This window comes from Truepera sp. (assembly GCA_032027045.1).
Taxonomy (GTDB): Bacteria; Deinococcota; Deinococci; order Deinococcales; family Trueperaceae; genus JAAYYF01.
Genome location: JAVSMU010000001.1, coordinates 1,109,141 through 1,121,274 on the forward strand (window position 1 = coordinate 1,109,141; position 12,134 = coordinate 1,121,274).

Annotated in this window: 11 protein-coding genes; 4 read left to right on the forward strand and 7 right to left on the reverse strand. The window is 69.9% G+C overall.

Annotated features, from left to right (window positions below):
• Nucleotides 1-31: 31 nt before the first annotated feature.
• On the reverse strand, nucleotides 32-1,363 hold the full coding sequence (gene dnaB, locus ROY82_05110; GenBank protein MDT3681846.1) for a replicative DNA helicase: 1,332 nt from the start codon (nucleotides 1,361-1,363) through the stop codon (nucleotides 32-34).
• 84 nt (nucleotides 1,364-1,447) lie between these two features.
• Between dnaB and ROY82_05115 the strand changes: the two genes are divergently transcribed.
• From ROY82_05115 to ROY82_05130, 4 genes are read left to right on the forward strand one after another with little or no spacing between them, the layout of a single operon-like run.
• A complete protein-coding gene (locus tag ROY82_05115) occupies nucleotides 1,448-3,313 on the forward strand; it encodes a glycerol-3-phosphate acyltransferase (GenBank protein MDT3681847.1) in 1,866 nt (621 codons plus the stop codon).
• On the forward strand, nucleotides 3,310-4,101 hold the full coding sequence (locus tag ROY82_05120; protein ID MDT3681848.1) for a 50S ribosomal protein L11 methyltransferase: 792 nt from the start codon (nucleotides 3,310-3,312) through the stop codon (nucleotides 4,099-4,101). Before ROY82_05115 ends, ROY82_05120 begins: the two co-directional genes overlap by 4 nt.
• Entirely contained in the window at nucleotides 4,098-4,901 is an 804-nt protein-coding gene (locus ROY82_05125) for an RsmE family RNA methyltransferase (protein ID MDT3681849.1), read from the forward strand. Before ROY82_05120 ends, ROY82_05125 begins: the two co-directional genes overlap by 4 nt.
• Nucleotides 4,885-5,295, forward strand: coding sequence for a hypothetical protein (locus ROY82_05130; GenBank protein MDT3681850.1), 411 nt, complete (start codon nucleotides 4,885-4,887; stop codon nucleotides 5,293-5,295). The genes ROY82_05125 and ROY82_05130 overlap by 17 nt, the downstream gene beginning before the upstream one ends.
• A gap of 149 nt (nucleotides 5,296-5,444) precedes the next feature.
• On the opposite strand, the gene secD is transcribed toward ROY82_05130, so the two are convergent.
• The 6 genes from secD to rimP all read right to left on the reverse strand — a co-directional run bounded on the left by secD (nucleotide 5,445) and on the right by rimP (nucleotide 12,117).
• The gene (gene secD, locus ROY82_05135; protein ID MDT3681851.1) at nucleotides 5,445-7,646 is read right to left on the reverse strand and encodes a protein translocase subunit SecD; all 2,202 of its coding nucleotides are present in this window, start codon (nucleotides 7,644-7,646) and stop codon (nucleotides 5,445-5,447) included.
• A gap of 67 nt (nucleotides 7,647-7,713) precedes the next feature.
• Nucleotides 7,714-8,082: a hypothetical protein gene (locus ROY82_05140; protein MDT3681852.1), complete on the reverse strand. Its 369-nt coding sequence runs from the start codon at nucleotides 8,080-8,082 to the stop codon at nucleotides 7,714-7,716.
• Entirely contained in the window at nucleotides 8,082-9,953 is a 1,872-nt protein-coding gene (gene infB, locus ROY82_05145; protein ID MDT3681853.1) for a translation initiation factor IF-2, read from the reverse strand. Before infB ends, ROY82_05140 begins: the two co-directional genes overlap by 1 nt.
• Nucleotides 9,954-10,262 carry a DUF448 domain-containing protein gene (locus ROY82_05150; protein MDT3681854.1) on the reverse strand — a complete coding sequence of 103 codons (309 nt, stop codon included), beginning with the start codon at nucleotides 10,260-10,262 and terminating at the stop codon, nucleotides 9,954-9,956.
• 8 nt (nucleotides 10,263-10,270) lie between these two features.
• A complete protein-coding gene (gene nusA / locus ROY82_05155; protein ID MDT3681855.1) occupies nucleotides 10,271-11,530 on the reverse strand; it encodes a transcription termination factor NusA in 1,260 nt (419 codons plus the stop codon).
• A gap of 143 nt (nucleotides 11,531-11,673) precedes the next feature.
• The gene (gene rimP / locus ROY82_05160; protein MDT3681856.1) at nucleotides 11,674-12,117 is read right to left on the reverse strand and encodes a ribosome maturation factor RimP; all 444 of its coding nucleotides are present in this window, start codon (nucleotides 12,115-12,117) and stop codon (nucleotides 11,674-11,676) included.
• Nucleotides 12,118-12,134: the final 17 nt, after the last annotated feature.

The following is a 12,134-nucleotide window of genomic DNA, read 5'->3' on the forward strand; positions in this document are numbered from 1 at the left end:
AGGGAAGCGGGCGCCTACCGTTGCGGGCCGCTCAGTGAGGGCCCTTGGCGAGGTCGTTGAAGCGCACGTGCGCGTTGTGGAACTGCAGCTCGAGGCTGCCGGTGGGGCCGTTGCGCTGCTTGCCGATGATGATCTCGGCGATCCCGTGCTTCTCGCTGTGGGGATCGTAGTACTCGTCGCGGTAGATGAACATCACGAGGTCGGCGTCCTGTTCGATGGCGCCGGACTCGCGCAGGTCCGAGAGCATGGGGCGCTTGTTGGGGCGGGCCTCGACGGCGCGCGAGAGCTGGGACAGGACGAGCACCGGCACCTCGAGCTCGCGGGCGAGGCCCTTGAGGCCGCGCGAGATGGCAGAGATCTCCTGCTGCCGGTTCTCGCTCGCGCTGCGGGCGCTGCCGGACATGAGTTGGAGGTAGTCGATGATCAGCAGGTCGAGGCCGTGCTCCGCCTGCAGGCGGCGCGCCCTGGAGCGCAGCTCCATCACGGTCAGGTCGGCGTGGTCATCGATGTACATCTTGGCTTCCGACAGCCGCCCGGCGGTGTCGGCGAGGCGTTGGAAGTCGCGGTCGGAGAGTTGGCCGGAGCGCACGCGCGACATGTCGACCCGCGCCTCCGCGCACAACATGCGCTGCACGAGCTGCACCCCCGACATCTCCAGGGAGAAGATGCCAACGGAGGCGCCCTCCTTGAGGGCGGCGTTGAGGCCGATCGTGAGGGCCAGCGCCGTCTTGCCCATGGACGGGCGGGCGGCCAGGACGTTCAGGCTGGAAGGTTGCAAGCCGCCGGTCAGGCCGTCGAGTTCGCGGAAGCCGGCACGGAGCCCCGAGACGGGGTTCGGGTTCGCGAAGCGTTCGTTGATGTCCTGGAAGGTCTCGGTGACGAGGGTTCGCATGCCGGCGAAGTTGCTGCGGCGCTTGCGGGTGGTGAGGTCGAAGATGGCCTTCTCGGCCGTGTCGAGCACCTCTTCAAGTGGCCCCGCCTGGTCGTAGGCCGCCTGCATGATGCGCCCGCCGGCGCTGATCAGGTCGCGCAGCGTGGCCTTCTCCTTGACGATCCGGGCGTAACTCTCCGCGTACGCCGCCGTGGGGACGGAGTCGGCGAGGCCGACCACGTACGCCACGGAACCCACGCCCTCGAGGTCGCCGGACTGCCGGAGCTCCTCGGTCAGGGTCACCAGGTCCATGGGCTCGCCGCGCCGGTGGAGCCTCTCGAGGGCCAGGAAGACCTTGCGGTGTGCTTCCTTGTAGAACTGTTCGGCTTGAAGCGTCCCCTCGAGGTTCCCATAGGCCTCGTTGTCCAGCAGGATGCTGCCCAGGACGCTCTGTTCTGCCTCTAGGTTGTGCGGCGGTGTGCGGCCTTCCACCCCGGCATCTTACCCGGAGCCCGGAGCCCGGAGGCACCCCCGGAGGGCCCGTGGGAGGTCGGCGGCGGATAGAATGGGGCCCTGATGGAGCTGCTGAGCACATGGGTCTTACCGCTGTTGACGGCATACCTGGTGGGCTCGCTGCCGCTTGGCGCGTGGTTGGTGCAGGCGGCTTCCGGCTTCGACCCGCGCGACGTCAACCCGCATCTCCTGGGCGTGGAGAACGTCTACAAGCTCGTCGGCCCCTGGGTGGCCGTGAGTTCCTTCGTGCTCGACATCCTCAAGGGCGCGCTCGGAGTCATCCTCGGGGCGTTCGTGATGGCCGCGGCCGGCGGCGCGACCAGCCTGATGTTCGACCCGCTCATGGGACTGAGGGTCACGAACCCTTGGTCATTGACTGGGCTTGGCAGCTTCACCGGCCTGTCAGCCGTTGCCCCGACGGACTTCGCCACGGCGGCCGGGGCCGCGTTCCTCGGCGTACTGCTCGGCCACCTGCATCCGCTGCCCATCAGGCGGTTGGCCGCCGTGCCGCGAGGGCGCGGCAACGGCGTCGTGGTCGGCGCGCTTGCGGCACTGTTCGGTTTGGGCGTGCTGCCGTTCTGGCTGCCTACCGGCGCGGTGGCCGTCTACTCGACGGTGCTCGCACTCAGCGGGTTCGTCGCCCTCGCCAGTGTCGCCGGACTTGGCGCCCTGGCCGGGTTCGGACTGCTGGCCGCCGCGCTCGGCCTGCTGGACTGGGGCCCCGCTGTGGCGGTGCTTGCCACCGCCCTGGTCCTTCTCTGGCGCCACAAGGCCGCGCTCATGCGGATCAGGGACGGCACCGAGGCGCGCCTCGGCGCGCCACCGCCCGTTCGCGGCCTCGATGCCAACACCGTGCTGTGCGCATTCATGGTTCACCCCCTCACCTACGACGACGTATGGCAGCCGCGGTCCAGCCGCTGGCTGCGCTGGGTGGTCGAGGCGCTCGTGCGTCCGGGCATCGTGCCTGAACGGTGGCTCAAGCGGCTCTTCCTCAACATCAGGCCGCAGTTCCACGGCGTCATAGAGGGCATCGAGCTGACGGACGGCCGCAAGCTCAGGGTCCTGCTCATCTCGGCGCCCCTGATGCCCGATCAGTTCCGCACCAACCCCGACGACGCGCTGCGCATCGCCATCCAGGGGGCCCGCTTCGCTCACCGCCTGGGCGCCGAGGTGGTGGGGCTCGGAGCCCTGTGGTCCACGGTGGGGGAGAAGGGCGCGGCCGTGCAGGAGGCGGTGCCCGAGATCGTGGTCACCAACGGCGGCGCCTATACGGCCGCCACCGTGAAGGCCGCGGTTCCCGGCCTCCTGCGCCGCTTCAAGGCGCAGGGCGGCAGCCTCAAGAGCGCCAGCGCAGCCGTGGTCGGGGCCAACGGGGTGGTGGCGTTCGGGGTCGCTCGGATGGTGGCCCCCGAGGTAGGTGAGCTGCTGCTGGTGGGCCGTGACCGCGAGCGCCTCAACCGCTCGGCCGACAGCCTCCGTAAGAAGTACCCGCACACCCGCATCCTGGCGACCACCGACGTGGACGCCGTGGCGGGCTCCGACCTCATCTTCACCGCCACCTCGGACCCCAACCCCGTGATATTCGCGCACCACGTGAAGCCTGGCGCCTGGATCTACGACCTCGGCCGGCCCGTTGACGCCGACGAGAGCGTGCGCGAGGTTCCAGGGGTGGAGCTCGTGCCTGGCGGGGTCGTCAAGCCGCCCGGCAGCATGCGCAGCCGCATCGACCTGCGTTTCGGCGACGGCAACGTCCCCGCCTGCCTGGCGGAGACGATGATCCTCACCGCCACCGGGGAGTACTCCCGCCGCAGCCTGGGGAACGGCACGCGCTCAGCCGACATCGAGTTCTACCTCCTCGAGGGCGAGCGCCTCGGCTTCGAGATCGTCACGCGCGACGCGCGCTTGGCGCCCGCCAAGGTGCCCGCTTGAACGTCTACAGGATCGAGGGCCTGACGGGCGAGGCGGTGGAACTGGCGGCGCTGTGGGACCTGGGGTGCCTCGGCGTTCAGGAGGAGGAGGGCCCGGGTGGCCTCGCCTTACTGGCTTACTTCGAGGAGAAGCGAGCCCTGCCCGTACCCGGAGAGTGGTTGGAGCTGCCGGACGTGGATTACGTCGCTAGGTACCAGGCGGGCCTCGGGCCGGTGCGCTTCGGGCGGCTGGTGGTGGCGCCGAGCCATAGCCGGGTAGAGCTGGTGGCGGGCGAGCTGGCCTTGTGGCTCGATCCCGGCTCCGCCTTCGGCACCGGGCACCACGAGACCACGGCCATGGCCCTGACGGCCCTCACGCGCCTGGACCTCGCGGGGAAGAGCGTGCTCGACGTCGGTGCGGGCAGCGGCCTGCTGGCGATAGCCGCAGATCGGCTGGGGGCGGAGCACGCCTACGGGGTCGACAACGACGTGGCCACGATCGGCGTGGCGAGGGAGAACGCGGCGCGCAACTCCTCACGGGCCCGGTTCGCGCCTGGCACGCTGGACACGCCCGGCTTGCCCGGGCACTTCGACGTGGTCGTGGCCAACCTCTACGCCGAGCTTCACCGGAGCCTGTTCCCCACCTACGTGAGCAGGGTCGTGGCAGGCGGCCGTCTGATCCTCAGCGGCATCTTGGCCCAGCGCAGGCAGCTGGTGGAAGAGGCCGCGCCGCCGTCCGCCGAACTGGTGGGGGAGGACCGGGCGGGCGACTGGTTGCTGCTCGAGTACGAGGTTGAGGGGCCGCGGTGAGGCTCACCCGGGTGCTCGTGACTGAGTTGCGCACCGGCGAGGTGGTGCTGAGGGGGTCCGAGGCGCATCACTTGAGAGACGTGCTCAGGCTGGTTCCGGGGGCGCCCGTGGAGGCGTTCGACGGGCGCGGGAGCGTGGCCGAGGGCCGCGTCACGGCCGCCGACAAGGGCGGCGTCGTGCTCGAACTGGGTGAACCCCGCCATAGCCGTGCCGAACCGGGCTTGACGGTGACGGTGGCCGTCGCGCTGCTCAAGGGCGACAAGCTGGCCGGCGTGGTGAGGCAGTGCACCGAGCTGGGCGCGGACCGCTTCGTGCTGCTCCAGACCCGCCACGCCGACGTGACTTCGCTGTCGGTGGCGAAGCGTCAGCGGCTTCAGCACGTGGCGGCGGAGGCCGCCAGGCAGAGCGAGCGGGCGCGCGTGCCGAGCATCGAGGGACCCGTGCAGTTGGGTCGCCTCGAGTGGGAGGGGGTCGCCATCGTGGCCGACCCCCGCGCGCCGCTGGCGTTGAGCGCCGCGCTGGGGACGCCTGGGGCCCGCGAACGCTTGACGCTCGTCACGGGCCCGGAGGGCGGCCTGGCCGCCAGCGAGGTCATGGAGTTGGTCGACCGGGGAGCCGTTGCCGCGAGCCTCGGTCCGCGCATCCTGCGCGCCGAGACGGCACCGGTTGCTCTGGCGGCGGTTGCGCTGTTGCGCGAGGCCGGTGAGTCGGCTCGCGAGGTGGAGGCCCCGGAGCCTGGCCGGGAGGACAACGCCCGTGAGCCGGTTCGGGAGGGCGAGGCCCTTGAATCCTCGCGCTAGGGCTCACCCCGCGAGGACGCTGGCTCTCGCCATCGGCACCCTCGTCGTGGTGGTCGCCTGCAGCCCCCTCTACATCCCGTTGGTGCCGGACGATGGGCTGCCCGCACCGCACCCCACGCGGCTGAGCGGCGACAGCTCCCTGGCCCTGAACGACGATGGTCGGCCACGCCTCGAGTTGGAGGTGCTCGACGTGCCTGCCGCCGGCTGGTTGGCGGTGCAGTGGCTGGGGCCCGACGGGCGCGAGGCCGCCTCGGAAAGCGTTCGCGTGGAACCGGGCGCCGCCAAGGCGGTGTTCGAGCTGCCCGCCGACGTGCCCCTGCGGCCCGGCGAGTGGCGAGCGGTGGTGTCTTACGGCGACGCCCTCCTGCGACAGTTCCTCCTCACGGTTCCCTGAGCCCCGCAAGACAGGATCCGAGCGAGGCGGGCGCGGTCCTCGGGGCCGCGCCCGCTGTGATCGTGCCCGCTTGAATGCGCCCGGCCTGACCGCATTCGCTTGATCGCGCCCGGCCTCAACTGACTGGGTAGATGGGCGGGCGCCAGTCGTCAGGCCTTGGCGAACTTCTTGTGCCGCGTCTGATCGTGGCGGTGCTGCTGCCACTCGCGCACCCACACGATGACGGGCGATACCAGGAAGATGCTGGAGAAGGTGCCGACCCCGATGCCCACCAGGAGAGTGATGCTGAAGCCGCGGAGGACGCTGCCCCCGAAGAACAGCAGCGCCAGGACCGGCAGCAGCGTGGTGGCCGAGGTGGCCACCGTGCGCGTGAGGGTCTGGTTCACCGCGAGGTTGACGAGCTCCCGGTACGACTTGTTGCGGATGACGCGCACGTTCTCCCGGATGCGGTCCGAGATGATGATCGAGTCGTTGAGGGAGTAGCCGACCACGAACAGCAGGGCCGCGAGCACCGGGATGGAGAACTCGATGCCGAACAGCGCCTGCACCCCCATGGTGATGGCCACGTCGTGCGCGCTTGCGAGCACGACCGCCAGGGCCACGACCCAGTTTGGCCAGAAGCGCCAGGCGAGGTACGCCAGCACGAGCAGCAGGGCGACGACGACGGCCATGATGGCGCCGCGCCTCAAGTCGGCGCCGACGGACGGCCCCACGAAGTCGGACGATAGCTTGGTGCTGCCCGTCGCGGCGGCGAGCTTCATGGCGAAGTCGTCGCTGGACGACTGAGACTCGTTACCGAGCCCCACGCGCACCGACACCTGGCGCGAGCCGTCGGCGGCCTTCTCGCTCGACTCGACGATGGTGGCGCCCTCGCCGGTCACGCCGGGGAAGCCGAGCTCGTCGATGGTGCGCCGGATGTCCGTGATCGTGGTGCTCGCCGGCACCTCCAGGAGCGTGCTGGAGCCGCCCGTGAAGTCGGTCGAGAGGTTGAGGCCCGCCACGCTCGTGTAGACGATGGCCGCCACCGCCAGCAGACCGGTCGAGATGACCAGCGGCCTGGCGCGCTCCACCGGACGCAGGCCGCGCACCTCCCAACCCTTGGACATGTAGGTGCGGTCGCTCTTCAGCGCGAACAGCCCGAGCACGTACGGCACGACGACCGTGTTGACGAACACGGAGGCCACGATGCCGACGGCCAGCGTGATGGCGAAGCCGCGCACCGGGCCCGTCGTGTACTGGTAGAGGGCGAGCGCGGCGAGCAGCGTGGTGATGTTGGCGTCGATGATGGCGGAAAGCGAGTTGCCGAAGCCGCGCTTCATCGAGACGCGTAGGCCGCGCCCCTCGCGTAACTCCTCGCGGATGCGCTCGAACGAGATGACGTTGCCGTCCACGGCGGCCCCGATGGTCAGCACGAGGCCGGCGAGGCCGGGGAGGGTGAGCGCGGCGCCGAGGCCGGCCAACACGGCGAAGATGAACAGCATCGCCAGCAGCACGCCGAACGACAGCACGCCACCGAAGAGCGGGCCGTAGTAGAGGAGGACGGCGAGGATGACGAGGGCGCCGCCGACGATCGCGGCCGTGGTCCCCTTGTTGATCGAGTCCTGGCCGAGCGTCGGGCCGATCGAACGCACCTCGTCGACCTTGAGGCTGATCGGCAGGCTCCCGGAGCGCAGCACGACGGCGATGTCGGTTGCCTCATCCAAGGAGTCGATACCCGTGATCTGGCCGGAGTCGGAGATGCGCGACTGCAGCGTGGGGGCGGTGACGATGCGGCCGTCGAGGACGATGGCCATCCGGCGGCCTACGTTGCTCCCGGTGAAGTTCCCGAACGCCTGCACGTCCGCGGGCCTGATGCCGAAGACGACCACGGGGCCGGACGGCGCCCCCGGCACCTGCTGGAACTGGGCGCTGGCGGTCTGTACGATCTCGCCCGTGAAGGCCGCCGGCTCGAGGTCGTCCAGCGTGAGGGCGCTGGTGGGAAGGGAGTTCGCTTCGGCCTTCACGATGCGGAACTCGAGCACCGCCTGCTGGCCGATCAGGTCGAGGGCCCGCTGCTGGTCCTCGGAGGTGAGGCCGGGCAGCTCGACGCCGATCTTGTGGTTCCCGATCGTGGTCACGAGCGCCTCGGCGACGCCGAACTGGTTGACGCGGTTCTCGACGATGTTGCGGGCGGTGGCGAGGTCCTCCGGGTCGGGGTTGGGGACGTCGGCCACCAGCGTCACGCGCAGGCCGCCCTGCAGGTCGAGGCCGAGCTTGAGGGCGGGCCCCGGGCTCCAGGGCTGCCATAGGAACAGGACTGACAGGACGACGAGCGCCAACAGCGCTGCGCCGGTGAATACGCGGTTGTTCATCAGGCTCCAAACGGTACTAGTCGATCAGGAAGGGTGGTTGAGTGGCGTGAGGGCAGCGGCCGCCGGGTCAACCGCCCTCCAACTCGAGCCGCCCCAGTGCCACGAGCCTGGCGCGCCTGGGTAGCGTCGACGCGGGCCGCTCGCGGGTGCGCAGTGGTCGCAGTTGGACGCGGCGCGCGGCCACGAGCGCGTTGGGAAGAACCAACAGCACCCCGGTAGCTGGGGCCGGCAGCCGCGCGCCGCCCTCCACCATGATCAGGACGGGCGCGCTCATGCCGCCTTCTGGCCCGCCTGCCGGTGCGGAGGCCCGGGCCAGCGAGTGGCTGAGGGGCAAGGGCAGGAGAGCCAGCGTGAACGCCAGCGCCAGCGGCGCCCAGTAGGGCCGACTCCTGAACCACCAGGACCGCCCGGGCGTGCCCGCTCGCCGCTCGTGCATCAGACCGCTTGCACCTCGACCATGTCGTAGGCCTCGATGATGTCGCCCTCTTGCACGTTGTCGTAGTTCTGGAGGCTGATGCCGCACTCGTAGCCGGTGGTCACCTCGCGCACGTCGTCCTTGAAGCGCCGCAGGCCCGAGATCGAGCCCTTGTACACCTCCTTGCCGTTGCGCGAGATGCGCGCCTTGGCGCCGCGCCGCACCACGCCGTCGGTGACGTACGAGCCGGCGATGTTGCCGGAGCGGGGCACGCGGATGACCTGGCGCACCTCGGCGTGGCCGAGCACGCGCTCCTCGAACTCCGGCTCGATCTGGCCGCGCACCATGCGCTCCACGTCGGCGACGAGTTCGTAGATGATGCGGTAGCTCTTCACCGGGATCCCCAGGCGTTCCGCCGACTTGAGCACGCTGCCGGGGGCCGTCACGCCGAACGACAAGACCGAAGCGTTGGCCGTGGAGGCCAGCAGCAGGTCCGACTCGGTGGGGGCACCGACCTCGGCCAGCATCACCTCGATGTCGACCTCCTCGGTAGCCTCAGACTCCTTCTCGAGAACCCCCTTGATGGCCTCGAGGGTCCCCTGCGTGTCGGCGCGCAGGAGGATGTTGATGGTCTTCTTGGTGGGTTGGCCGAACAGGTCGGCCAGCGTGAGGCCCTTCTTGCCGATGGACTCGCGCTCGAGTTCCTGCCGCTCGTCGCGCCGCGCCGCCGCCGCCGCCTTGGCGGTGGCCTCGTCGGCCACGGCCTCGACGGTGTCGCCGGCGTGGGGCTGTTCGGAGAAGCCGAGGAGCTGCACGGGCATGGCGGGGTAGGCCTTGGCGATGGTCGCGCCGGTGTAGTCCGTTAGGCGCCGGACCTTCGCCCACGACTCGCCCGAGACCACGTAGTCGGCCACCTTGAGCTCGCCCTCTTGCACCAGCACTGTCACGAGGACCCCGGCGCGCTTGTCGAGGACCGACTCGATGATGACGCCTTTCGCGAAGCCGGTGTTGGCGGCGCGCAGGTCCTCGACCTCGGCCACCAGCGAGAGCATCTCCAGGAGGTCGTCGATGCCCTGGCCGCTGCGGGCGCTCAGCTCGACCGTGATGGTCTCGCCGCCGTACTCCTCGGGGATGAGCCCTGCCTGCATGAGGTCCTGCTTGACCTTCTCGACGTTGGCCTGCGGCAGGTCGACCTTGTTGATGGCGACCACGATCGGTACCCCGGCGGCCTTGGCGTGCGCTATCGCCTCGCGCGTCTGCGGCATCACCGAGTCGTCGGCCGCCACCACGATGACCGCGATGTCGGTGGCGTTGGCGCCACGCTGGCGGATGGTGGTGAACGCCTCGTGGCCGGGGGTATCGAGGAAGGTCACGACGCCGTGCGGGGTCTGGGCCTGGTAGGCGCCGATGTGCTGCGTGATGCCGCCCGCCTCGCGCTCCGCCACGCGCGACTTGCGGATGGCGTCGAGCAGTGAGGTCTTGCCGTGGTCGACGTGGCCCATGACGGTCACGACGGGGGCGCGCCGGGGCAGGCTCTCCTTCGCGGGCGCCTTCGCCTTGGACTTGGCGGGCGCCGGTTCTGCCTTGGCCCCCTTGCCGGCGGCGGGTTCCGCGGTGGCGACCTTGCCGGGCTTCGCCGCCTTGGCGGCCTTCGCCTCGGGCGTTAGCTTCGCCGCTGCCGCCTCGGGCTTCTCGGCGGCGGGCGCGGGCGACTCTACTGCCGTAGCGGTGTCACCCGCGACGAGCTGGCGCACCGTGTCGGCCGTTTCGGCGTCGAGGGTGCTGGAGTGGGACTTGTACTCCACGCCGATCTCGTCGAGGATCGCCAGCAGGGCCTTGTTCTCTATCCCAAGGTCCCTGGCTAGCTGGTAGATTCGGACTTTCTCTGACATTCAAGCCTCCGAGGCGGGGTTCCCCGCGGTGCCTGGGGCGGTTCGGGGAGTGTGTGGGGGGAGGGCTGCTAGGAGCCCCCTCACCTGCTGCGCGTGGCCCTTGAAGGCCTGGCGCAGGCGTTTCTCGTTAGGTTCGGCGGCGCATTCGGCACAGATCCAGGTGCCACGCCCACCGAGCCTGCGGCCGGGGTCGAGCCGGTAGCCGTCGTCTTGCCTGACCAGCCGCAACAGTTGCGACTGGGGCGCCACCTTGCGGCAGACGGCGCAGCGGCGTAGTGGGACGTGGCGGGTGCGGGCCTCGGCCGTCATCGGAACGCTCAGTTCTCCCCTTCGTCGGTGCCCGAGCGCACGGCTGCTTCTTCTTCGGCCTCGGAGGCCGCCGGCTCCGGCGCTGCCCCCGACCCGGTGGTGGCCCCTTCCGCCGTCCCCTCCGCCTGCTCCGACGCCTGGCTGAAGAGGGCGTCGAACGCGGAGTGGGTGCGTTCGGGTTGGGCCGTGTCGGCGCTCCTGGAAGCAGCGGCCTGGAAGGCGGCGTCGAAGTCGGACACCGATTCCGAGCCCTGCAGGTCGATCTTGTAACCGGTCAGCTTCGCCGCCAGGCGGACGTTCTGGCCCGACTTGCCGATGGCCAGCGAGAGCTGGTCGGAGCCGACGATCACCCGCGCCGCCTTGGCCTCGGTGTCTATCTCTATGCTCCCGACCTTGGCGGGCGACAGGGCGTTGCGGATGAACTCGCGGGGGTTCGAGTCGTACTGGATTATGTCCACCCGCTCGCGCTGCAACTCCGCGGTGACGGCCTGGATGCGGCTGCCGCGGTGGCCGATGCAGGCGCCGATCGGGTCGACGTTGGGGTTGTTGGAGCTGACGGCGACCTTGGAGCGCTGGCCGGCCTCGCGGGCGATGGCCCGCAGCTCGACCGTTCCGTCGGCCACCTCGGGGATCTCCTGGCGCATGAGGTACTCGAGCAACTCGGGTGCGGCGCGAGACACGTGGATTGAAGGGCCGCGGGGGCTCAGTTCGACGTTCTGCACGTAGACCTTGAGGCGCATGCCGACCATGTAGCGTTCGCCCTGGATCTGTTCCTTGGCGGGCATGATGGCCTCGCCGCGGCCCAGGTCCACGAAGACGTTGCGCTTGTTGTCGGTGCGGGCCACGACGCCGGTCATGATGTCGCCGGCACGGTCCTTGTACTCCTCGAAGACGTACTCGCGCTCGGCCTCGCGGATCTTCTGCGTGATCACCTGCTTGGTGGTCTGCACCGCGATGCGCGTGAACTTCTCCGGGTCGACCGGGAACTCCATCTCCATGCCCACCTCGACCTCGTCGTCGAGGTCGAGGGCGTCCGCCAGGAGGATCTCCTTGGCCTCGTCCTCCACCGTCTCGACGACCCGGCGGATGATCATGATGTCCATCTCACCCGACTCGGGGTCGAGGTCGACCTCGATCTGATGGCCGGGCATGACGTTGCGCTCGAAGGCCTGGCTGAGCGCGTCTTCGAGGTCGGTAAGCAACTTTTCCTTGTCGAGGTTGCGCTCGGCAGCCAAGAGGTTGAGCGCGTCGACGAACTCTTTATTCATCCAGTATCTCCCTACCTATTCAGTTGTGGCCGCTTGGCGCTGAGCCACGCGGCAGTCCCGCGCCGGGTACGCGGGCCTTCGTTACGGGTGCTCAGGGCGCCGGCGCCCTGAGCAAGGTTCCGCGGGCCCTTCCCGCGGGGCGCTCAACGCGGTGTATCGGGCCATTCGGCCAGCCGCGCTAGCTCCATCTGGGCCACGTTCACGACGCGCTCGGTGCCGGCTACGTCGATGGTGACGTCGTCACCGCTAACGCCCTCGATGCGCCCCTTGAACGTCTCGCCGGCCACGCGGAACTTGGCCAGTAGACCGTGGAAGCGCTCGAAATGGCGGGTCCGCAGCAGCGGCCTCTCCGCCCCCGGAGACTCGACGTCGAGCCGGTAGGGGGTGGTGAAGGGATCGAGCCGGTCGAGTTCCAAGCCGTAGACCGCGGAGGCCCGGGCCACGTCCTCGATGCCGACTACCCCTTCGTCGAGGCGGTCGATGCGAAGCAGCACGCGACGCGAGCGCCCGGAAGTGCTTACGGTAACCTCCAGCACTTCGTACCCGAGGGGGCCCAACACCTCGGCGGCTGCCTGCGCCAGATCCATGCTACCTCCCGTGCGCG